At 46.4% G+C, this 23,810-nt stretch carries 18 protein-coding genes, 2 tRNA genes and 1 rRNA gene; 15 read left to right on the plus strand and 6 right to left on the minus strand.

Annotated elements, in window-relative coordinates; genetic code table 11:
* The first annotated feature begins 90 nt into the window (after nt 1-90).
* From WC052_00310 to WC052_00350, 9 genes are all read left to right on the plus strand, one after another.
* Nucleotides 91-474, plus strand: coding sequence for a four helix bundle protein (locus WC052_00310; protein MFA7286101.1), 384 nt, complete (start codon nt 91-93; stop codon nt 472-474).
* 17 nt (nt 475-491) lie between these two features.
* Nucleotides 492-1,292: a TIGR00282 family metallophosphoesterase gene (locus WC052_00315; protein ID MFA7286102.1), complete on the plus strand. Its 801-nt coding sequence runs from the start codon at nt 492-494 to the stop codon at nt 1,290-1,292.
* Nucleotides 1,293-2,695: 1,403 nt separating this feature from the next.
* On the plus strand, nt 2,696-4,207 hold the full coding sequence (locus WC052_00320; GenBank protein ID MFA7286103.1) for a PEP-utilizing enzyme: 1,512 nt from the start codon (nt 2,696-2,698) through the stop codon (nt 4,205-4,207).
* Nucleotides 4,208-4,212: 5 nt separating this feature from the next.
* Complete coding sequence (locus WC052_00325; GenBank protein ID MFA7286104.1) at nt 4,213-5,685, plus strand: PEP-utilizing enzyme; 1,473 nt, start codon at nt 4,213-4,215, stop codon at nt 5,683-5,685.
* Between the two features lie 10 nt (nt 5,686-5,695).
* The gene (locus WC052_00330; protein MFA7286105.1) at nt 5,696-7,216 is read left to right on the plus strand and encodes a PEP-utilizing enzyme; all 1,521 of its coding nucleotides are present in this window, start codon (nt 5,696-5,698) and stop codon (nt 7,214-7,216) included.
* A gap of 65 nt (nt 7,217-7,281) precedes the next feature.
* Entirely contained in the window at nt 7,282-8,169 is an 888-nt protein-coding gene (locus WC052_00335) for a hypothetical protein (protein ID MFA7286106.1), read from the plus strand.
* Nucleotides 8,170-8,185: 16 nt separating this feature from the next.
* A complete protein-coding gene (locus WC052_00340) occupies nt 8,186-9,157 on the plus strand; it encodes a PEP/pyruvate-binding domain-containing protein (protein MFA7286107.1) in 972 nt (323 codons plus the stop codon).
* A 687-nt stretch (nt 9,158-9,844) separates the two neighbouring features.
* Nucleotides 9,845-9,919 (plus strand) — tRNA-His (locus tag WC052_00345).
* A gap of 237 nt (nt 9,920-10,156) precedes the next feature.
* Nucleotides 10,157-12,796, plus strand: a complete 2,640-nt coding sequence (locus WC052_00350; protein MFA7286108.1) for an HAD-IC family P-type ATPase — start codon at nt 10,157-10,159, stop codon at nt 12,794-12,796.
* On the opposite strand, the gene WC052_00355 is transcribed toward WC052_00350, so the two are convergent.
* Both WC052_00355 and WC052_00360 read right to left on the minus strand, forming a co-directional pair.
* On the minus strand, nt 12,793-14,049 hold the full coding sequence (locus tag WC052_00355) for a HAMP domain-containing sensor histidine kinase (GenBank protein MFA7286109.1): 1,257 nt from the start codon (nt 14,047-14,049) through the stop codon (nt 12,793-12,795). The two genes, WC052_00350 and WC052_00355, sit on opposite strands and share 4 nt — an antisense overlap.
* Entirely contained in the window at nt 14,036-14,797 is a 762-nt protein-coding gene (locus WC052_00360; GenBank protein ID MFA7286110.1) for a hypothetical protein, read from the minus strand. The genes WC052_00355 and WC052_00360 overlap by 14 nt, the downstream gene beginning before the upstream one ends.
* A gap of 118 nt (nt 14,798-14,915) precedes the next feature.
* On the opposite strand from WC052_00360, the gene WC052_00365 reads away from it, so the two are divergent.
* The 6 genes from WC052_00365 to WC052_00390 all read left to right on the plus strand — a co-directional run bounded on the left by WC052_00365 (nt 14,916) and on the right by WC052_00390 (nt 21,362).
* Nucleotides 14,916-17,123 carry an AAA family ATPase gene (locus WC052_00365; protein ID MFA7286111.1) on the plus strand — a complete coding sequence of 736 codons (2,208 nt, stop codon included), beginning with the start codon at nt 14,916-14,918 and terminating at the stop codon, nt 17,121-17,123.
* Nucleotides 17,124-17,199: 76 nt separating this feature from the next.
* The gene (gene rpsP, locus WC052_00370; GenBank protein MFA7286112.1) at nt 17,200-17,625 is read left to right on the plus strand and encodes a 30S ribosomal protein S16; all 426 of its coding nucleotides are present in this window, start codon (nt 17,200-17,202) and stop codon (nt 17,623-17,625) included.
* 188 nt (nt 17,626-17,813) lie between these two features.
* Nucleotides 17,814-18,197, plus strand: coding sequence for a KH domain-containing protein (locus WC052_00375; GenBank protein MFA7286113.1), 384 nt, complete (start codon nt 17,814-17,816; stop codon nt 18,195-18,197).
* A gap of 86 nt (nt 18,198-18,283) precedes the next feature.
* On the plus strand, nt 18,284-18,991 hold the full coding sequence (gene trmD, locus WC052_00380) for a tRNA (guanosine(37)-N1)-methyltransferase TrmD (GenBank protein ID MFA7286114.1): 708 nt from the start codon (nt 18,284-18,286) through the stop codon (nt 18,989-18,991).
* A 68-nt stretch (nt 18,992-19,059) separates the two neighbouring features.
* Nucleotides 19,060-19,191, plus strand: a complete 132-nt coding sequence (locus tag WC052_00385) for a hypothetical protein (protein MFA7286115.1) — start codon at nt 19,060-19,062, stop codon at nt 19,189-19,191.
* Nucleotides 19,192-19,879: 688 nt separating this feature from the next.
* Nucleotides 19,880-21,362: ribosomal RNA gene (locus WC052_00390) — 16S ribosomal RNA — on the plus strand.
* Nucleotides 21,363-21,555: 193 nt separating this feature from the next.
* On the opposite strand, the gene WC052_00395 is transcribed toward WC052_00390, so the two are convergent.
* From WC052_00395 to WC052_00410, 4 genes are all read right to left on the minus strand, one after another.
* A complete protein-coding gene (locus tag WC052_00395; protein MFA7286116.1) occupies nt 21,556-22,389 on the minus strand; it encodes a hypothetical protein in 834 nt (277 codons plus the stop codon).
* Between the two features lie 182 nt (nt 22,390-22,571).
* Nucleotides 22,572-22,898, minus strand: a complete 327-nt coding sequence (locus tag WC052_00400; protein MFA7286117.1) for a hypothetical protein — start codon at nt 22,896-22,898, stop codon at nt 22,572-22,574.
* A 192-nt stretch (nt 22,899-23,090) separates the two neighbouring features.
* Entirely contained in the window at nt 23,091-23,411 is a 321-nt protein-coding gene (locus tag WC052_00405; GenBank protein MFA7286118.1) for a hypothetical protein, read from the minus strand.
* 146 nt (nt 23,412-23,557) lie between these two features.
* Nucleotides 23,558-23,634: transfer RNA gene (locus WC052_00410), tRNA-Ile, on the minus strand.
* Between the last annotated feature and the right edge of the window lie 176 nt (nt 23,635-23,810).

The raw sequence follows: 23,810 nt of genomic DNA on the forward strand, positions 1-23,810 counted from the left end.
GCTGCTTGCCATACGCAGTACGCTTTACGATATACGGGGGAGGTGATAGTGGGTAGTGGAAGAAATGTTACTCAGTGTAGCTTATAGAATATGAACGCGACGCATCTTGCAACAGAGGAAAAATTTAAAGATTTGCGGGTGTGGCAGCAAGCCCACGAGTTAACACTTTTGGTGTATAAGATAACAAAAAGTTTCCCTGACACGGAGCGTTTTGCCTTAGTAAGCCAAATGCGTCGTGCAGCAATCTCAGTGGTTGCCAATATTGTCGAAGGGTCTAAACATCGTACAACGAAGGATCGTATTCATTTTCACGTTATAGCAAATGGCTCGCTCGAAGAGTTAAAATACTACTTCATTTTATCGTTAGATCTCGGATTCATTAACCAGAAAGAGCAGGAAGACTTACTTGATTTGGCGAGAGGCGTTGGTGCTATGTTACATGGTCTTACTAATGCTCTGCGCAGTGGCGTATAGCGTAAAGCATATAGCGTATGGGTTTAGCCATTCTTTTCCTGGGTGACGTTGTAGGGCGAGTTGGCCGTACTGGTGTTGCGAAAGTTTTAAAGCACTGGAAGACCCAACTGCAGCCAGATGTCATTATCGCGAACGCTGAAAATATTGCGCATGGGAAGGGCATTACCCGGGCGACCATCGAGGAATTACGTGTCGCTGGTGTCGATGCTTTTACTAGTGGGAACCATGTTTTCCGAAAGCCAGAGATTTACGATTTTATTGAGGACCCGAAATTGCACATTACTCGGCCGGCGAATTATCCGCCCGGCGTCGCTGGTAGTGGCGCCACCTTGGTGCCCACCCCACATGGTGACCTACTCCTCATAAACACGATGGGACGAGTTTTCATGCATGAAACATTGGATTGCCCGTTTCAGGCGGTCGATTCGGTTCTGGCGGATTACCAAAATCGCCCGCACGTCGCCACCTTTGTTGATATGCATGCTGAAGCGACCAGCGAAAAGATAGCCTTCGGTCACTACCTTGATGGTCGGGTTAGTGCTGTTGTTGGCACCCACACGCACGTAGCGACGGCTGACGCAGAGATTTTACCTGGTGGCACGGCGTACATTACTGATGTTGGTATGTGCGGCTATAAAGGTGGTGTGCTTGGCGTTGATAAAGCTAACGTACTACATGCCTTTTTAACGCAAGAGCCAGTTCGTCATGAAATTCCAGAAGCTGGTTTGTGTGCTGTAAACGGCGTGCTCGTTGTTATTGATGCCTCTAACGGCAAGGCAATTTCTATTCGGCAACTGCACGAAGAAGTGATGGTGTAGTGCCTGGGGGGTGCGACATTTAGCAAAAACCCAGCCTGGCGGCTGGGTTTTTTGTACTCTCATGGGGCACGCAGGAGGAGAGAGATTTTCTCGCGGCAAACGCTTCTTTTTGAAGAGAGGCGTCTACGTTTGAGATCTGCGTACCCCATGAGAGTGGGCGAGGGTGAAGAGGAAAACGGTTGAAGATACAATTTTCTTTCTTCACCCTCGCCCGGCGCTGAAGGAGGCTCTTCGGCGCCCTTTGAAGATAATGCAAAGTCGCAGTATCGGCAAAGGGCAACGCACCTCATTATTATATGGGAAGAGGCGGAAAACGAGTGCTGTCGTTTTTCCGCCCCGAAGAACGTGGAGTGGGTGCATTTAGGTGCACAACCACTCCGCATCGACCGGGTTGACGCTCATTGATGAGCCTTTTTCCACGGTCTGGAGAAAGACGGAGGGGGTAGAAGGAAAGTACCACCACACCTCCGCAGCGCGCACAAATGAGCCAAAGAGTGACCGGACGGTTTTTTCCGTAGTCGTTTTCTCTTTTTGTGCACATTCCGCGCGCTAAAGAAACTAGGGTGGGAGAATCGTGGAGCGTTGCGCTCCGGAAGGAATTCTCTTGGTGGACATCCACCCTAGGGTCCACAAGGGACCAGTTCTTTGTGAGTATTTTTACCCACGGACCTTGGGATTAGAAGCTGGAAGTATTGATCCAAGGGATCACTTCCGAAAGAGTAGTTTCAAAGAAGTGGCGCAGGATAAGCCGAACCAAATCTTTTCTCTACCGCCTTGGCTCTATAGCGAGCACAAGTCTAACCCCGAAGTCCGTAGGCAGCTCTGATAACAGAGCACCCACGGATGTTGGCCTTGTTAGAGACTCCCACCACCCTCCGGGCTAAGCGCTGGCGTGACCCGAAGGTTGCCGGCGTAATGATCTTTTAGCAGGGACTCGCGAGTTTGCACCAGCGAAAGCCTTGCTTTGAAATCTGCCCGTCCACGAAACGTGGAACAGGTTTAGCCCTTAAGGGTGGTAGGAACCTCACGCGATAACAAAACGGCGCAGCCGCTTTTGAAAGAGACTGCGCCGTTTTGGCGTACACCAACTAACCCTAACGGGTTTGTTGGCGAGTCTCTCTCCTCGCGTTTTGACTGAGGTTAAATTCAAAGAGCACGGTTTGTTCCATTTAAGGAACTAAGTAGCATAGCGCAGCTTAGGGAATATGTCAAGACTTAACAAGAAAAGAGCTGTATTTACTAAGAAAATAGGAGTTTTTGGTCATTTGTGGAAACTAAATCTATCGGTTAGAGTACTTGTGTATAGAGTAAAAGCACGTTTTTTGAGGCCTTAATAGAATCATCCTTGAACCAGGAACGCCTTGAATTTTAAGTATAGGAAGAGAAGTAAATTGGTACGATTTATGACACCACATTATTTAAATGACAAAGATCCCTGGTTACTGGGAGAGAATATTCCTGACTCAGATATTTTCTTTTTTCAAATTGTCTTCTCGTCATTTACAAACGACAGAAGTTACTCGTTCATTAAAAAGTACAAGAAAGTAATAGCTCCGTACGATAAATTTAATATGAGTTTCTATTTTGGAGAGAGAGATTCGTATCTTGTTGCGGAGAGCGTATTAAGGGCTTTGATAGAGCGTCCAAAGTTTGCCACAGAGCTAAATCGTAATATTGTTGCCTGGTCCAAAAAACTTATGCTATTTGCGCGTAGGGTAGCAAGAAAACCTTTGCATAAATTTTCAAATACGGCATTGTGGCGGTTATATGATGAACATGATCGTGTGCATACCAAGCTATACACGTATGGATGGTTGCCAGTGTCGGTCGATATGTTTCACAACAATATGACCACTGAGCTAAAGCGACGCTTGGCAAAAGTCTGTACATCGAGTCAAGAAGTCAACGAAGCTTTTGTTTTACTTACGACTCCTTCACAAAAAACAATTATTGCCAAAGAGCGTGAAGAGTTTTTGGCGATTTATACTAAAGCAAAACCATATCTAAGAAAGAGTGTTACTGCTGTTGCATTTCCGCTAAGCCTTCAGAGACTCTGTCGTCGACATCAGCAGCGCTGGGGGCATCTTGGATATATTTACGCCGGTAATGTAGAGCCGTTTTCGGTGCAATATTATATTCAAGAGATGGTTGATCTTAAGCGAAGCAACATAGAGGTAAGTAGTTTATTGATAAAAGAAAAAAGCCAATTGCTGGAAGCAGTGCGTAAGCAAAAAGCATTTTATAAAAAAAATAAGATGTCTCCTGAAGATGTGCGTTTATTTGCCGCCGCGAGAGATTTTTCAATAAGTAAACTTTTTCGCCGCCACGCCCAGCTGCTTGATCTTTATCTTCTGCACAAAAGCTTATTATCAGAAATTGCTCAGCGCCTTAGCCTGACACGTTTTCAGGTCCAGTTTATGTTGAAAGACGAAATAAAGGCGGCGCTTATCAATGGCAAAGTTGATGACTCCTTGTTGTCTGAGCGTTTAAAACAGGGCGTTTATTATACGGAGCCGGGTCTTGAAACTGTTTACACGGGCCGCAAGGCACGAGTCTTGGCTAAGGCGCTTGCTAGTGTTGGCATTGGTGAAGGGGACGAAGTTACTGGTCAAACGGCCCAACCGGGTTATGCAAAAGGTGTTGTGAAAATTATTATTCGGGCGAAGGATATCGCAAAGATGAATAAAGGTGACATTTTGGTGTCTATCGCTACTGACCCTGATATTGTGCCAGCCATGAAAAAAGCCGGAGCGATTGTTACTGATCAGGGCGGCATAACGTCGCATGCCGCAATTGTAAGTCGAGAGCTAAATAAGCCGTGCGTGATAGGAACTAAATATGGCAGTAAGATTTTTAAAGACGGCGATATTGTTGAAGTAGATGCAACGAACGGGATTGTAAGAAAAGTTACTTAAATAATGTGACTCAAAAAGGAAAACAAGAGTGGATACTAGGAAACGAGGAGGAGGGCGTTAGCCCGTGGTCCTTGGGTGTTTTTACGCCAGCCTTTCGTTTTGGTGTTGCTCGTCGCGCTCAATATTCCATCCCACACTTCATTGTGTTTGAAGGTACTCATATGCGTTGGATACCTAGTAAAAAAGATACAGAACAACTCTCAGAAAGGTTATTGAAGAAACAAATAAAAAATCAAAATTACCTTACGTTTGTGAGCCATCAATCGGTCAAATCTTGTGATAGATTGTATGACTTTTCTGATAAATGTTTAGAATATAATTACAGCCCTCTTAGCAATAAAGAGTTCGCCAACTTTTTTATCAATCACGAAAAGTTAGTTAGGGATGTTCTTGGTTGGGGCGTACTCCCGGCCTTAATGGATATTCCGCGCCCGGTGCTTTCCGATTACGCTACAGAGCTGCTATCTAAAAGAATTCGCCAGTTAAAGTTAATGGATTCTTCGGCCGATTGTTTTGCCAGCTTAACTGCGGATATTGATAATAATATTCAACGGCAAGAACGGTTAGCTTTAAAACGATTGGCCGTTGTGATTTACAAAAATCAGAAAAATGTAGAGGAGCGAATAAAAAAACATATAGCCAAATTTTCTTGGGCTTACTACGGATATATTGGGCCAATACTTAATGCTGGCCATGTAAAAAAGGAACTTAAAAGGTTGTTTAAAGAAATTAAAAAAACAGAAAAAGAATTAAAACAATTGCCACACGAAAAAAGACAAATCAAAAAAAAGCGATTGGAAATGGAACGTAAGTTAAAATTGACCACAGCCGAGCGTAAACTTTTTGAAGGAATGAGAGAAGTGATGATTATGAAGGCTGCTCGTCGTGATGCCTTGTCTTATTCTTTTTATGCTATGCAAGGCGCACTTCAAGAGCTTGCTCGGCGGTCTGGTGTGTCAATTAATCATATTCAAAACGTAGCTCCTTGGGAGCCGTCGTTACTGCTTCAAGGTAATTCTGATTTAAAAAAGGAATTACCAAAACGAAGTAAGATTTGTATTCTCGATGGAACTACTGTTAAACTTCGCGTTTTGTCTGGTGTCAAAGCAAAACAGTTTTTAAAGCAAAATTATAAGTCTGAAGTAGTAAAAAACAGTAAGGAGTTAAAAGGTCAGGTTGCCTGTGTAGGTATGGCTAGAGGTAAGGTAAAAATTGTTAATACGCCGTCTGACATGGTCAAGATGAAGCAAGGGGACATTCTTGTTTCTATTGCCACCACACCGGATATTGTGAGTGCTATGCGTAAAGCGGGAGCCATTGTAACGAATACTGGGGGTATTACCTCTCATGCGGCAATTGTGTCTCGGGAGCTTAATGTTCCCTGCGTGATAGGTACGAAGTTTGCAACCCAGGTATTTAAAGATGGTGATATGGTTGACGTGGATGCAAACAAGGGAATCGTGAGACGGATTAAATAACTAGCAGTTTATGGCATCAAAAAAAGATTGGTATGTTTGGGGTGAGTGGCCAGGAATTCCCTGGTTCAATAGTTGTTATATGTACACTCTTTCGTTAGATCTTTCAAAACGTACTGGTATACCAATTACACATTTTGCGACTGATTATAAAGAAGGGGTTCAACGCGTTTATTTGTTACGGCATGAATGGGAAAATGGTGGATTTTTGTATCTCAAAAAAATTCTCAGGAATCCTAATAGTTTAATCAAAGCGTTGGAGTCTATTGAGAGTAATGCAAAGAAATTAAAAGAGTTTAATAGCGAGGTACGGAAAATTGCAGTGGAAGCTTGCACATTGAATGAGTTGGCAACATTGTGTCATCGGTTTCACAAAATTAACCATGAATTATGGTCTGCGGGGATGGTTCCCAATTTATTAGAATTAAACCAAGCGCACCTTTCGGGTTATTTGCGCGGGTATATTAACAAACAAACTAAATCAGATATTTCTGCAGATGACTGGCAAATTTTGATTACGCCAACTAAAAAGTCGGCGGCCCAACAGGAAGAACTTTCGTTACTCTTGCTTGCTAATAAGATTTCAAAGAACATCAAGTTGAGACAGTTGTTTGAACGCAAGCAAAATGACGTTTCTGAAGCAATCGAGCTTTTACATTTTCCAAAGATTAAACAAGAAATTCGTCAGCATTACCAGAAATATAAATGGTTACAATTTGGATGGACTGGCCCAGATTCTACTCCTGAACAACTAATCGGACGATTGGCGGCCCTACTTCACGAAGGTTATGTTTCAACCTGCCTTCAGGACAAAATTCAGGCGGAACAAGTAGTAGCAAGGAAACAAAAATCATTGCTGTCGTCGATTGGCGTTGATAGAGAACATCGACAGTTGTTACAGTTACTTCAACGAATATTATTTGTAAAGACAGTACGCATGGATGCGCTTTACGAAGGTTACTCAGCCTTTCATCCGGTAGTACAGGAGATTGCTAAGCGTTTTTCACTTTCCTTGAATCAGCTTTATATGGTGTACCTTGGTGATTTAGAACATGCGGTGAGAACAAAATCCTTTGACCATGAAAAATTAAATGCACGTTCCCGTTATTCTGCGTGTATTAAACAGAACGATCGTCTTGTATTTTACAGTGGTGAGCAAGCCCATAAGAAAATGAGCTTAATAATTTCAAGTTTACCCAAGGTTAAAAAAACCCATACAGTTAGTGGTGAGTGTGGGTATCCGGGGAAGATCAGTGGTGTAATTAGGTTCGTTCCGACATCGAAGGATATGTATAAAGTAAAAAAGGGAGATATTTTATTATCCCAAGCAACTGACCCGTCTTTTTTGCCGGCCATGGAAAAGGCTGCTGGCTTTGTTACGGATTTGGGTGGCTTAACAGCTCATGCCGCTATTGTCGCTCGTGAAATGAAAAAACCTTGCGTGGTTGGTACAAAAATTGCCACAAAGATTTTTAAGGATGGCGATATAGTTGAAGTGGACGCAAGTAGGGGGATTGTTAAGAGAATAAAGTAGTATTTAGTTTGACAAATCACTAATAAAAGGGTATAATTGCTTTATTAAATTTAAATAAGATTATTATGTTTCACGAAAATTCATTTTCCGAGGCGCACAGAGAAGCAAAAGATGAAGGGAGAGAAAAAGGGAAAAATGTTTCTGTACAGTTTGTTTTTAGACGTCATGAGGAGCCAGGAAAGACTCCAACAGGTATGTCAGCAGATTTTTTAACTGAGAAAGGAATCGCTGGTGCGAAGCAGCGTGGACATGACTTAGCAAACAGTGGTGAGTACGTAATGTTTTTTGGTAGTAAAGGTGTTCAACGGGCACGTGAGACCGCGGGGCATATGATTGGCACATTTCGTGATGAAGCAGGGGCTGCTGCACTTATTAATAAGCCAATGACAGCAGAGGATCAGCAACGTGCAGGTCATGGTGAATTACCGCCCGGAGACGTTGCTATTTATCGATCGAGTGATCTTAATCCTGTTCCTAATTTTGCCAAAATAAATGAAGCAGCAAAAGCTGAGGGGGCAAAGACGATAGATGAGAGCGTGCAGTACTGGTTGGATAATCCTGAAAAGGCAAAAGAGTTGGCTGCGGGAACCCCAGAGGAAACGGCTGCTGAGTTGGCACACCGATTGGGTCTTGGTATAAAAATGTCGGGGAAATTATACGAAGACACGAACTTAAGAGTGGAGAATTTGACTCATGGTCCGAAGCTCGAAGCGTTACTACATGAAGTAATGATTGATGATACTGGCAAACGGGGGTTTGGCCGACTCGAAGAGATGGGAGGAATGTTTCAACCAGGTGAAGATGTAAATTTGGCAATTCATCGTAATGATGAAGGGGAACTAGATCTAGGTGGTATAGACTTTCGTGGAAAACACTATGGTGTAGATATGGAGCGTCTTGATGAGTTGCGAGACCTTTACAGGAAAATGCAGGAAGAAAAACGTAAAAAGTAACAATTAATTTCGAATCATGTTCAGTAAGGTATTTGAGGAGATAACAAAAAAAAACGTTAAAGAAGCCGGAGGCAAAGGTGCATCATTGGGTGAAATGACCCACCTTCTCCAAGGATTCGGCGGGCAAGCCCACGGAGTGGTGCCGCCGGGTTTTGTTGTTCTGGCCGGTGCCTTTGATAGATTTCTGAAAGAAACTAATCTGAATCTTAAGATTGAAGCTGTTCTCAAAAAAGTAAAATCTAAGGATTTAAATTCAGTTGAAGTTGCCTCAGAAAAAATCAGAGCTCTGATGGAACGGGAGAAAATACCAAAAGATATTCAGGTAGAAATTAAGGAATCATATCAAACGTTGAGCAAAGGAAGGGCTATGTTTGTGGCAGTTCGCTCGTCTGCCACCGCGGAAGATTCTAAGGCTGCTTCTTGGGCAGGGGAACTCGAAACGTATTTGAACGTCACAGAGAAAAATCTCATGCAGTCGGTCATGAAATGCTGGTCGTCATTATTTACGCCGCGAGCTATTTTTTATCGCTTTGAGAAAAAGCTTCATCGTACCCCTGTTTCAGTCGCTGTTGTGGTGCAGCAAATGGTTCAGTCTGAAGTGTCAGGCATTGCGTTTACTGTTCATCCAGTAACAAAGGATTACAACCAAATGGTTATAGAAGCGGGGTTTGGTCTTGGTGAGGCAATTGTATCTGGGCAAGTAACGCCAGATACGTATGTCATAGACAAAAAGAAATTTGGTCTTCTTGATATCAATGTATCAACACAAAAATTTAAAATTGTGAGAGGGCCGAAAGGCAACAGTGATAAAAAATTGAGTGAGGCCGCGGGTAGTAAACAAAAACTAACTGGTAAAGAAATTATTGAGTTAGCTAAACTGTGTGTAGCTATTGAGAAGCATTATAAACATCCGCAAGACATCGAGTGGGCTTTTGTAAAAGGAAAATTTTACATTACGCAGTCGAGGCCGATTACGACGCTCGGTTAATTGTCAGTAAACGTTAACGACCCCCTTGCTTCTCCTTGCAAGGGGGTCGTTCGTTATTTCTTGCCAGTTGGTTGAGGCGCAGCCGTTTCAGCTGAGCAAGGACCACGCTTCGCGAAATTTCGCGTATTTCCCGCGATACGGTCGTTCTCTGGTCGACCGCGTGATGTAGGCACTCTTTTTCCCTGCAAGTGCATCCCAGGGTATAACGTATATCCGGTCTATGATTCGACCCTGGTTATTGGTCGGCACACAGACGAAGAAGTCGGTATACTCCTTCAGATGTTTTCTTGTTCTTCTCCTGCATGGGCCGAGGTTGAAGAAAGCGGCTTCATAGTGGTATCGGTATTCCCAGTTACCACTTTTCGTCCAACTAGACCGCTTTTTCATCCAGCCCGTTCGAACTGCTATGCGCTGAGTTCGTCCACCTACCTGGACAGTAAAATCGTAGCAGCATTGCCAGTCGCTATATCCGTAGACCTGATGGTACGAAATACCCAGGTCAGCGAACAATGTTGCCATCCTCGCGACGGTCGCCGCGTGCACCATATGAGGTGCTTTTTTATTTTTCATCGGTGACACCCTCTTCAGTTGCTGGCCGTATCTTAGTTGATGCTCGTTTTGTGTCAATCTTTACATACTAACGCCCGAAACGTTATGATGAGCGCACTTCCAAAAGGCACTAGTGGGGCGGCCATGGTGTAGTGGTTAGCACAAGAGGTTGTGGACCTCTCGGTGAGGGTTCAATTCCCTCTGGCCGCCCCAGTGGTGCTTTTTGTACTTTAAGGACAACCCTTCGGGTTTTCCTTAATATTCCTTTCCTTCAGCAAAGGCCGTTCGTTTCTTCTTCCGCGCGACAACGAGCAGAGCTCTACGGTCGCCGTGCTCAGAAGAAACTCACTATGATTTGATAAAAGCTAGCTGAGAAAGACTTACATCGAGTAAAGAGGCGACTAGAGATTTTTTTGAATACAGGTTTGGTCAATTTGCTATACTGACGGTATGCAAGATACGAAACATATTGCCTGGCATGCTGAGCCGGTTCGATTAGTGCTTGAACATTTTAATGTAGTGCCAGCGACCGGCTTACCAGTCGGGGCGGTTTCAAAACAGCGGTTGGTCGATGGTATGAATGAGTTGCCATTTCGTTCTGGCCCACGATGGTGGCAACTTGCCCTCCATCAGCTGACGAGCCCGCTCATTTTTATTTTATTATTGGCCGCTATTTTGACGGCATGGCTCGGCGAGACGGTTGATACAACCGTCATTCTCACCGTTGTTACTATCAATGCCGCCATTGGTTTTTTCCAAGAGTATCGATCACAGCGAATGATGGAAGCGCTGCGACGAATCGTTCGCGTGACGACGATTGTTTTGCGCGATGGTACGCCGAAGCAGGTAGATGCGAGTGAGCTTGTGTGCGGGGATATCGTACTTTTGAAGACGGGGAGCAAGGTGCCAGCTGACGTTCGTCTTATTGAGACTACGGACTTTGCCGTAAATGAGGCACTGCTGACAGGTGAATCCGTTGCCGTGAAGAAACATACCGACCCAGTTGTTGAAGCGGCTGTTTTGGCAGACAGAACCAGCATGGTATGGATGGGAACAACCGTCGAACGCGGCGCAGCTAGTGGTGTTGTGGTGGCTACGGGATTGTTAACTGAAATGGGCAGAATTGCGGCGCTTTCCTCTTCGGAGGTGAATAGCAAAACACCACTGCAGCAACGGTTGCAGCAATTGGCTCGTACTATCGGTTGGGTCGTCTTTGCGGTTGGTGGCTTACTCATGGTGCTTGGGGTCATTAACGACATTCCTTTTACCATTGCCTTTAAAACCGCTGTGGCTGTGGCAGTTGCTGCAATTCCGGAGGGCCTGGTGGCAGCACTCTCCGTTGTATTGGCCGTTGCGACGACGCGTATTTTGCGACAGCGCGGTCTTGTACGAACACCGTTGGCTGCTGAAACCTTGGGTTCTACAACGGTCGTGTGCACAGACAAGACCGGAACATTGACGGAAGGCATAATGCAAGTACAAAGCGCCCATATTGTAGGTTCAAATACAGTGCCGCTTCTTACTTTGGCACTTGCGAACGAAGCCGTTATTGAACAGCAAGAAGTCGGTACGGTTATTCGTGGTGAATCGACAGATCAAGCAAAACTGAATTACGCAATTTCTCAAAATAGTGAATTGACGAATGCACGATTACACTATCTTGAGCAATTTTTTTTACCTTTTGATTCAACCGCTAAATACATTGCCACGTTTGTGACTGATCCGGCTGACCCTGGTGTTTTGCGGATACTTGTTTGTGGGGCACCCGAAGTACTGCTCGCTTCGTCATCGGTACTTGGAAACGGTGAGGTATTAGGTACTTCTCAGCAGATTTCATTAAAAGCCGAGCACGATACGCTTGCGAGAAAAGGGTTGCGGGTAATCGCAGTCGCTGACCGTACAGTTTCGATCAAAGAAGCGCCTCATGACATTGCGGCCGCACGTGTGCTGATTCACGACTTAACGTTCCGTGGGGTATATACGTTGGCTGACCCAATTCGGTCAGACGTTATCGAGACATTACAAGAAACACGGGCTGCTGGACTGCGAGTGGTCATGGTGACTGGAGATCATCTCCTTACCGCCAGTGCGATTGGTGCAACTTTAGGGTTTCGAACAGCGCATGAGTTTATTGCCGATGGATTATATCTTGATACGTTGGATGATGACGCATTGCGTCGTGCGGTGTCTCGCATTGAAATTTATTGCCGCGTTACACCAGAGCATAAAATGCGAATCGTGCAGGCTTTTCTGGCAAATGGCGAATCAGTCGCCATGACCGGGGACGGCATCAATGATGCCCCTGCATTACGTGCGGCGGATATTGGTATCGCCACAGTTTCCGCGACGGACGTAACAAAGGAGGCGGCTGACCTCGTGCTGCTTACGAATGGACTGGGTACGATTGCCGCGGCCATTCGTGAAGGGCGAATTGCTTTTGATAATATCAAGAAGGTGGCACTGTTTCTTTTTTCGGCGTCGTTTACTGAGCTTATCTTGATTTTAGCCGCAATTTTCGTTGCTGCACCACTACCACTAACGCCCGTCATGATTCTTTGGGCAAATGTTATTCAGGATGGGCTGCCGACTTTTTCATTGGCGTTTGAGCGAGGCGAACAGGATGTTATGCGTCGTCCACCCGTGCCTCGTCGTGCGCCAATCTTAGATTCTGACGGTCGTATTATCATATTCGGCACTGCGGTTATTCGCGACGGGCTGCTGGTTGGCGTCTACTTCTTCTTTCTTTGGGGGTTGTCGTATCCCTTACTGTACGCCCAGACGATCATGTTTGCCGCTATTGCCATTAATCCACTCCTGTATATTTTTGCTCTGCGCTCTTTCCGCCAACCCATTTGGCGGACGGGCCTCCGGGGTAATTGGTTCCTATTGGTGGCGAGCGCATTCGGTCTGCTTCTGGCTGGCGTTGCCATCTATCATCCTCTGTTCCAGCGTTATCTTGGTACAACAGCGCTTCTGCCACGTCATCTCGGTGTCATCCTTGTAGTTGCACTTTTTAATGTCGTGGTGATTGAACTTGTAAAGTACGTCGCTCGTAATCGCACCAATCCGTTGCGCACGGCAAGTGCCTAGAGTCCACCAACAAACTCTTCGAACGTTGTTTCCTTTTGAGGAATTTTTTCAGCCGATAATGGTAGGGTAAAAATCATTCGAGTTCCTTTTCCTTCGTCTGACTCGGCATGGATGTCGCCGCCGTGGTTCTTGACGATGTTTTTCACAATGAAAAGTCCTAAGCCAGAACCCTCTGTTTGCATTCGCACGACGTTGTCACCTCGAAAGAATTTGGTGAAAAGTCGATGCATCTGGTGTTTCGGAACCCCAACGCCGTGGTCTTCAATCGTAATCTCCGCATGATCGGTATACTTCTTTACGCGGACATCAATTAATCCGCCCGGCTGAGAGTATTTGATTGCGTTCTCAATGAGGTTTTGCAGTACGAGCTCCATTTTTGCTGGATCAATCTGTAGGGGCGGGAGGGTGAAGTTCGGCTTGTCGTAGGCAAGGCTTACCCCGTGCGCGGCTGCCTCAACACGGAACCGCTCAATAGCCTTTTCGAGGTAGTCGAGCATATCAGTTGCTTGGAAAACATAACCGAAACGTCCTTCTTCAATACGGGCGACGTTGAGTAGATCACCAACGAGCCGAATCATTCGCTCATTTACTTTGTATCCACGATCGAGAAAGTCACGCTGTTCTTGACTAAGTGGGCCAATATCTCCATCACCGAGCATTTTCATTGTCCATTTTACTGCTGACAGTGGGGTGCGCAATTGGTGAGCCGCAATCGAGATGAATTCTGATTTCATTTGGCTAATGAGCTGTTCGCGTCGACGTTGGACTTCCAGTCGATCAATCATGACGTTAAAGGCCTCGGTTAATTCAGCGATTTCATCTCGCGACGTCGGCTTTAGTCGATACTGCAGATCGCCCTCACCAACCAGGTGCGTCAGACGGACGAGTCGTTTGAGTGGGCGAACGAGAGAAGCAGAAATAATACTTCCAGCAAAAATGACCATAATAACCACAAGCACCAGAATAAGTATGTTCTGGGCCAAGAGTACTTGTTCGATTTGGCTGACACTGCTCTCTGGCAAGAATTGGCGAATGGAGCTTTGGTAGATGGTAACGGTTAACCCCGCAGAAATTGCGATTGGTGTTACCGATAGCATGAAAAAAGTTATGAGGATGCGCAAAAAAACAGAGCGTCGGCTCACGCCGAGCGTTGGCGTTGCCGGTAGTTTGGGCAGCGGTACTTCTGCGCTCAGGTCAACCGTGAACGGGTTTTTTAGTGCTTCCGTTTTTGGTATCACTTCATTGGTTGGCATATGACCCTTCAGACTGTGTTACAAAAAGTTGGCTTTCATCCTTCGCCTCGTCATGAGTGATGATAATGTACACAAACAGGAAACCAGCAACGTATAACAGCCGGAAAACAACAAGTGGCCAACTAGTGATGACTTTTGATTCGTCTATACTGCCCAGGAGTAAGTAAAGCAGTAGAGGAGCAGCTAGCAGTGCTTGATAGACGTCGCCATTTGTTGCCCGGTTTCTTAAGCGATGAACGATATCATAGATGGCAAGCGCAGCGAGTATTATTACTTCAATGCCGAAAATGCGAAATGAGTATATATTCACCGTTGCCTCGGCAGAAAAGCTCGTCACGTCATTTAAAGGGATTCCGCCTGGCCGTAACACGAAAGCCAAAGCGGCAATACCCATACAGAACGAAAGTAACGCCGCTATAGTGCTGAACAATTGAGAGTTTGTCACTCGTAAAACAAGAAAAGCGAACAAGGCAGGACCACCAAAAAAAACAGATGCTTGCACAAGCATGTCGGCGTAACCAATCCATTCCCCAGCGTATCCTAAACCTGCCGCCACATAGCGCACCGCAGAGCAGCCCCACACAAGGGTTGTAAACCACCAGAACCACGTATACGACTCAAGCGCCGGTGTAGACCAGGTGTGCCGGCGGGTCAAACGTATCGTTAGAGCCAATGATGCTAATGCAACCGTGGCGCTTACAAATGCGTTCACCATTATGCCGATGTTGACGATAGTCCCTGAAAGCATGAGGAAATTGTACCATAGCTGGCTTAAAATATAGCCGTAGATTCCTCGACGAGACTCTGAGCATTCTTTATACTGACAGCTAGTTAAGGTGCGCTCGCTTCATACTAGTTAATAACGCATGTACCTCGAGAAATTAGAAATTCAAGGATTTAAAACCTTCGTTCGTAAAACTACCCTTACGTTCCCTCAGCCAAAAACTGGTGAGCGTCGTGGCGTTGCTGGAATTGTCGGCCCTAATGGTTCCGGTAAGTCAAACTTTGCCGATGCCTTGCGATGGGTGATGGGAGAGCAAAGTTTAAAATCTCTACGGGGTAAAAAGTCTGAGGATGTTATTTTTTCTGGAACCGAGAAACTGCCGCGGGTTGGCATGGCCGAGGTGTCTCTTTTTTTGAATAACGAGGATCGACAAGCGCCAATCGATTTTAGTGAAGTCGTAATTACTCGACGATTGTATAGGAGCGGTGAATCTGACTACCTCATTAATAATAAAAAAGTTCGTTTGCAAGATGTCACCCTCCTGCTCGCTGAGGCCAGCTGCGGACAGAAAACCTACAGTATTATAGGGCAGGGTATGGTCGACGCCATTTTAATGGCCACACCACTTGAACGGAAGGCCTATTTTGACGAAGCATCTGGTACCCGACCCCTACAGTTAAAACGTGAAGAAGCAGAGCATAAGTTGCGACAAACTGAAGATAATTTGCGACAGGGCGACGTACTCATTGAGGAAATTGCTCCACGACTTCGTTCATTAACAAGACAGGTTCGAAGATTAGAGCGGCGGGAGGAGGTTGAAAAAGAACTTATCGAGCTGCGACATCATTTTTATGGTTCCGCCTTGTTCCAGAGTCAGCAAGCTATGCGCAGAAGTGAAGCAGAGCTGAATGCAGCTGCGGCACTGAGAGAAACAGCCACAAAGACGTTACAAACACTTGAAGAACAATTTGGCACACTGGAACGAACTGTTGGGGACGGCGAAGGATACCAACGCTTAACAGCCGAGTATCAACGTATTTGGGATGCCCGAGCGGCGGTTAGTGAGAATATTTTACGGTTGAAAAGTCAACTGGCGGCGAGTAGCGCAGCCGTAAACCAGGCAGTATCGGTGCCAGCATTAACTGAAGTTTACCATGCGCTGGAACGAACGGTGGGTGCTTTACTCGATGCAGTAGAGGGACAAAAGCAACTAGATAGCGTAGCTATTCAAGCGCACAGCAATTCGCTGCGAGAGCATCTTGTTGTTTTTCGAGGCCATTTATTTGGGGCTACAGAGGACGATACAGAAAACACTACGTTTACTGCTGAATTAGAACAGTTTGAGAATGAGGCCACACATCTCGCTAAGTCGCTTGATGCGGCTCAGCAGCAAATGCAGCAGTTCCACGAAAAAGAGCGAGAGAAAAATAAAACTATTTTTGACCTCGAACGCAGTGTTCGCACGGCTCGTGAACACGTAAGTGGTTGCGTTGAGAAAGAACATGAACATCAAATTACACTCGCTCGATTAAGTGCGACTCGTGAAGCGTTGAATCGAGAAATTGCGGAAGAGTTGAATGGCGCAACACCACGACCCGAGACAACACTATTTTCTGAACCAGAGCAAAGTGAGATGCGGCACCGCATGGAGGGGCTAAAGCGCCGCCTGGCAGAAATTGGAACGATAGACGAAGAAACAGCAAAAGAGTACGAAGAGACAAAGACACGGTTTGAATTTTTAACTGGTGAAGCCGAGGATCTTCGCAAGGCAACGCATGACCTTCGGCGTGTGGTGCGGGAGCTTGATGAAACGATTGCCCGACAATTTACAGAGTCTTTTCAACGCATCAGCAAAGATTTTGAAAAGTTTTTTACCGTACTTTTTAATGGTGGTACGGCAAAATTAGTGGCGGTGGCGGTTGACGACCCTGGGGTGAGCGACGAGGGTGGTATGGACTCGACCGGGTTTGAAGCGTCACGAGAACGAACCGGCATTGATATTCAGGTGACCCCGCCAGGGAAGCGATTGAAACACATTAGTATGCTTTCGGGTGGTGAACGTGCGCTGACATCTCTCGCGTTAATTTGTGCCATTATCTCTTCCAATCCATCGCCGTTTGTGGTGCTTGATGAAGTTGATGCTGCGCTTGATGAAGCGAACTCTGTGCGGTTCGCAGAAATCATTGATCAACTTTCTCATCGAACGCAGTTTGTCGTTATCACCCATAACCGAGCCTCCATGCATCAGGCAAATATTCTCTATGGCATTACCATGAGTGATGATGGGGCATCAAAAGTACTATCATTGAAGCTAGAGGATATTGAACGAACACTGCCCGAGACGGCTTGACGTGGCCAGTCTTTTTACCTATACTCAGTCGACGCTCTGAATGGGGCGCAATTAAATTTACTTTTGTCATTTTGCCATGGTAACTATTCGTTTAAGTCGTGTCGGCAAGCGCAAGCAGCCAACGTACCGATTTGTCGTTCAAGAAAAAGGCCGAGATCCGTGGGGAAGCCACATTGAAATTGTTGGTCATTGTAACCTGCGCTCTACCCCAACATCGGTAGTATTAAAGACCGATCGTGTGCAGTACTGGCTGTCGCAGGGAGCGCAACCATCAGATACAGTTTGGAACATGCTTCTTGACCAGAAGCTTGTGACGGGTGACAAGCGGAAGACAGTTGTGGTGAGTAAAAAGAAGAAGGCCAAGATGGCCGAAGTGGTTGCCAAGGCTGCCGCCGAGAAGAGTAAGGAAGAAGAGAAGGTAAAAGCCGCAGAAGCAGCGAACGCAGCTGAGGCAACTCCTGAAGTAACTTCTGAAGCCCCAACAGAGCCGGTTGCGGAGTAACAGTTGCTCGTACATTTAAAGGCCAACAAAACCCTCACGAGCGTGAGGGTTTTGTTATTAAGATTCGTTGACAGGCCGTGCGGAGGTTGCTACCTTTCAGCAAAGCCCCATAAGGGGTTCCAGGCTGCAATTAATACCCAAGGTCGACAGTACTGGATGTAATGAAGTAAAGATAGTAACTAAAAACAATGGAAAAAGATCAAGAGTTTGTTGAGTATGTTGTTCGTGGTTTAGTGAATAGTCCTGACGAAGTTCGCACTGAGCGAACCGTTGACGAAATGGGTGTGCTCATTACCGTTTTTGTCGCACAGGACGATAAGCGATATGTGATTGGTCGAAAGGGTCAGAACGCCCAGGCGCTTCGAACCTTGCTGCGTGTTGTTGGCGCTAAGAATAATGCTCGGGTGAACCTAAAAATTTACGAGCCAGAGGAAGAGCGACAGGCTCGTTTTGCGAAGCGTGATGCTGAGCGACCACAGGGTGAAGCACCAAGTCGTGCCCCTCGTGAAGCGGCACCAATGACGAGAGACGAAGACATCGACACTAGTGCGGTGGACGACCTCAAGATTTAGTTCGTTTTTGTAGAACGATAAACATACCCCGACGTACGTCGGGGTATGTTTTTGCTTTTTTTTCTTCAGTAGGTAATGATTGACTTATGCTTACGATAGACATCCTTACCCTTTTTCCAAATATATTTGATTCGTACTATGGCGCGTCAATTTTAAAACGTGCGCAATCGAAGGGGGTTGTTCGTATTGCCGCCCATAATATTCGTGATTTTACGGCTGGTCCGCAGCATATGACCGATGATCGACCATACGGAGGTGGGGCAGGCATGGTGATGTTGGCAGAACCTATTTTGAAAGCGGTAGAGGCTGTGAAAAAAAACAGTAAGACTTCAGCAAAGCGACGAAAAATTATTGTTATGTCGGCCAAGGGAAAACCATTTACTCAGAAAATGGCGTATACATGGGCGAAACAGTATGGTCACCTTGTTATTATTAGTGGTCGGTACGAAGGTATTGATGAACGAGTAACGAAAATTCTTGCTGCCGAAGAAGTGTCGATTGGGCCCTATGTTCTGACCGATGGAGACGTGGCTGCTATGACTATCACTTCTGCGGTTACTCGGCTTTTGCCCGGTGCTATTCGACTGGAATCACTGGCTGAAGAATCTCACTGGGATGCACTCGTCAAAGAAGAGTCACAAGAGAATGGTTCGCTTGAGTACCCGCACTATACTCGACCAGAAATCCTTACGTGGAAGCGCAAAAAGTACACGGTGCCGAAGGTCTTGCTTTCCGGAGATCATAAAAAAATTGACGAATGGCGTAAGAGTGAGCGACTAGAAAAAACCACTTGACTGACTACGTAACGGCTTTTAGGATTAGTGCACTACGCAACGTCCTAAAAAAGAGGAGGAAAGGAACGATGAAATCGAGCACCCGGCCGGTAGTCGTCTACGCCCGTAGTTACTGGTACAGTTTCCTGCGCTACTGGCGGAAACTGGAAGCCCGGTATGAAGAGTTTGATGCGACGTACCGTCGCATCTATCCAAAGTGAGCCTTTGGGGCCGAGGGATGACGCCGTTGTCTCCCTCGGCCTCGGCACAATGGTTGACCGCTTTATGTAAACTCTGTATTATTTTTTCCAATCAAAGCGGAGGAGGATTGCGATGGGTGTACTTGGAACCGTTGTGTTTGATGTAGTCATTGGGTGGCCGTTCGCCCTTGTGGCCTTTGTCCTCTGGAAAGACGGCGCATTCGATCAGCGCTCAAAGCCCCCAAAGGTTTGAGCAAAACCCGAGCCTGGAGGAGGCGAGGAATGGAAAAACTGAACCAGTTTTACCACCTCGTTTCCTCCCGCGCTCGGCAAAAATGACCACTTGACACCCCCGGCTGGGGGTTTTATTATATGTAGGCTAACAAATTAATAGCAAAGGCTATTTACTAGCTAGCCGTTACAAGTGTAGTGGTCCCCGAGAAGCTTTTTCGGAGGCAGACAAAAGGGCGAAACTTTGGTTTCTCTCTTTTTTCTTCCGACGAGAGCGATTACCCAGAGAACGTGCTACGCCGCTTCAATTGAAGCGGTCGAGGAGTTCTTCAATCGTTTTTTCGGAAGCTAACAGAACATTGACAACTGTACAGTGGTAAGGAAACTTCATTGATTTCTTTTCGCTGGATAAACGAGCCGGTGTGCTCGTGGACCAGCACCCTTCTTGGAAAGTATCGCAAGATATTTAAAAGAAGATACTCATGAGAGTTTGATCCTGGCTCAGGATGAACGCTGGCGGCGTGTCTAAGGCATGCAAGTCGAACGACTGACGCAAGTCGGAAGTGGCAGACGGGAGAGTAACACATTGGTAACCTACCCCACATAGGAGGATAACCCCGTGAAAACGGGACTAATACTCCGTATAATCCTTCGGCTTAAGTTGAAGGATGAGAGGCGCAAGCCGATGTGGGAGGGGCCTATGCCCTATCAGCTAGTTGGTGAGGTAATAGCTCACCAAGGCTACGACGGGTAGAGGGCGTGAGAGCGCGACCCTCCTCACTGGGACTGAGACACTGCCCAGACTCCTACGGGAGGCTGCAGTCAAGAATCTTCCGCAATGGCCGAAAGGCTGACGGAGCGACGCCGCGTGCCAGAAGAAGGCCTTCGGGTTGTAAATGGCTTTTCTCAGGGACGAATTAATGACGGTACCTGAGGAATAAGAGGTTGCTAACTCTGTGCCAGCAGCAGCGGTAATACAGAGACCTCGAGCGTTATCCGGATTTATTGGGCGTAAAGGGTCCGCAGGCGGTCTAATGCGTCTCTCGTTAAATGGTTCGGCTCAACCGAACCACTGCGTGAGATACGGTTAGGCTAGAGGCTGGGAGAGGTATGCGGAATTGCTGGTGTAGTAGTAAAATGCGTTAATATCAGCAAGAACACCAAAGGCGAAAGCAGCATACTGGAACAGTTCTGACGCTCAGGGACGAAAGCGTGGGGAGCGAAAGGGATTAGATACCCCTGTAGTCCACGCCGTAAACGATGAATGCTAGGCATTGGCAGTATCGACCCTGTCAGTGTCGTTGATCTAAGGTAACCCCTTAAGCATTCCGCCTGGGGAGTACGGCCGCAAGGCTAAAACTCAAAGGAATTGACGGGAGCCCGCACAAGCGGTGGAGCATGTGGTTTAATTCGACACTAAGCGAGGAACCTTACCAAGGCTTGACATCTCTGGAATCCGCCCGAAAGGGTAGAGTGCCCGCAAGGGAACCAGATGACAGGTGCTGCATGGCTGTCGTCAGCTCGTGTCGTGAGACGTAGGGTTAAGTCCTTCAACGAGCGCAACCCTCATCCTGTGTTAAATATTCACAGGAGACCGCCCGGGTAACCGGGAGGAAGGTGAGGATGACGTCAAGTCAGCATGGCTCTTACGCCTTGGGCGACACACGTGCTACAATGGGGTTAACAACGGGACGCCAAGTCGAGAGACGGAGCAAATCCTAAAATAACCCCCCAGTTCGGATTGAGGTCTGCAACTCGACCTCATGAAGTCGGAATCGCTAGTAACCGCGCATCAGCCACGGCGCGGTGAATACGTTCTCGGGCTTTGTACACACCGCCCGTCACGTCAAGAGAGCTGGTCGCACCCGAATACCCAGTCCGGGTAGAAGGTGAGGCTGGTGATAGGGACGAAGTCGTAACAAGGCATCCGTAGCGGAAGCTGTGGATGGATCACCTCCTTTCTAAGGAGATATATATGTTTCGTTTCTCACAAATGAAAACATAGCCAGTCGACCCCACATCGTTCAACTTTGTTGAACTATGAGGGGCCCCGCAAGGGTGGCAACACGAGAGATATTGAAGTTTCCTTCCACTGTACAGATTGTTAATAAAAAACCACTCCGACAAGTAGTCGGAGTGGTTTTTGGTGTCTGTTTAGTTTTTTGAATCGTAGGTAGCGGAAAGAAAATTGAGTGATTTGCCACTGTCTTTGAGGAGTTTGGCGTTCAAAGCTTCAGCCGCTTTGAGGTAGGTTAGGAGTTCTGGCGGGCAGTCGGACGCTTCTAACGCCCGACGGTAGGCAGCGAAGTCTTTGATAAGGCAGTGCCCACCAACACCGCGACCATCGTCATGAATAACATCGGTAAAAGAGGATTCAATATTGGGGTCAGCCACGAGTGCCTCTCGCACGTCGTCGTATGAAACTTCGTAGTGCTGGCAGAGTTCGTAGAGTGAGTTAGCAAAAAGAATTTTTAAGTAGCGATACACATTGCCGCCGTACTTAACAAGCGCCGCCGCACGAGCGTCCATTATTTTTACGTACGGCGCGGGTGGGAGAATAGCAATGACTTCTTCGGCGTGTGGTCGTGAGATTTCTGTGACGCCAATGATATGTCGAGCTGGGTTCGCCACTTCTTCAGCTGCGTACAATGCTCGTAAAAATTCTGGCGCATGAATGATGGCAACCCCTGGTCGGAGTGCCTGTAGTTTGTCGGTTGTTTCAGGGAGGATGGTTGATTTAATGACAAGCACAGCACCATCACGCACTAGCGGAAGGGCAGCGACTAGTGCGCTGTCGTCAAAGCCTTGTGGCGTGGTTGGTGTGGGGACAGCAATGAAAACGATGTCGCACGTTGCAATCGCCTCGCGGTTTTCGATGAAGGCAGGTTCGAGGCTATAGCGAACAATGTCGTAACCTCGTGCGGCAAAATTGTCAGCGTACGCTTTGCCAACAAATCCTTGCCCAATGAAGCCGATGCGTTTCGTCATGAATTTATTATACAACGAGAAAGTGGGGATGGTCATCAAAAATAAAAAAGCCCTCGATGGTGGGAGGTCATTGACGGGATACTTTAACTTTTACACTTCGGTCAAGAAACAAATTTTGATGGCTTTCTAAAGTGCTTTGATAGATATTTTAAGGCTTGCCGACGTACTTCGCGTCGGGCCAGTTATTCACGAGTTTCTAAAGAATAAAGATCGTAGGCAATTTCTTCGTAAGGATGAACTTTTTTCAATGCCACTAGAACATCATCGACAACTGCAGCATCGCATTGGCATTCAATACGTTCTTCTTCTACTTCTTCAAATTTTCCGACCTCGCCTATGGTGGGATTAGCACCTTTCTCCGGCTTAAAACGACCAATCCCTCTAGTACTAAAAGAACAGAAAGAATAATTTCCTAGTTTTCCAGCTCCGGCTTCGGCAATGGCTTTTCGACATTCATCGGCATTTGCCAAGGGCACCGTAAAAATGAGTTTGTATTTATTGGCCGACATAAGGTCTCGATTGTTTGATAAGTATTATTGGTGGCTACGATGAATAGGGTCGAACCGTTCAAGGGAACTTTATTAGATCCCGTCTTCAATTTCTCTCGGTATAAACCGAGCGAAGTTACTCGTAGTAAATCTATCGAACTATTCGAATGATGTTTTGGGTCCTCGTTCGAATAACTAACCAAGCTGTAACTATCATACAGAACGTATCCCTTTTTCCCGAAGAGCAGCGGTGACTTCTATGCGTTTTTTATTTTCTGGATCTTCAAACCCATTGGTAAACGACACTGTTAAGCCACCTTCCCGATTGCGGCTGGCTCTGATGCCGTCCAGACCGTCATGGGCGATAGGAAATGTATAACGATTCTTAAGTTGTTCAATTATTATTTCGTCTGAATATTCACGTGCGTTTAATCCGCACTCTGAAAGGACCTCTTTAATAATTGCTAGTGTACGGAAATACTCAGCATATTCTTGTGTTTCTAACCTTGGTTCCTGACTAGATTTTTCACCCATTATATTGAGGATTCAACTTTGAATAATATAAAGGTAAGACGTGATATTATTTTTAGCCATCCTTCGCCAAGGCTTCGGAGGACATTCTTCGCTTTTCTTCTTAACTACTTTATGGCTGTGCCATTCGTGGCTCGAAGAGCGAAGAATGGTGGGCGTGGATGGACTCGAACCATCGACCTCTTCATTATCAGTGAAGTGCTCTAACCAACTGAGCTACACGCCCTTATGAATGCGAAATCTCAAATGAACAATGTTTCCAGTCTACTACTCTTTACTATTCGACAAACCCGTCACGATACGAAGCGATGAGCGGGTAATCTCCGCCAGAGGCGGATCCGCCGTTGGCGGAAGCTGCTTGTCCGCCGTAGTTCGCCGCGGCGAACGGAGGAGGGAGCTACA

The sequence above is a fragment of the Patescibacteria group bacterium genome (assembly GCA_041675205.1).
GTDB lineage: Bacteria > Patescibacteriota > Patescibacteriia > GWA2-46-9 > GWA2-46-9 > JBAYUF01.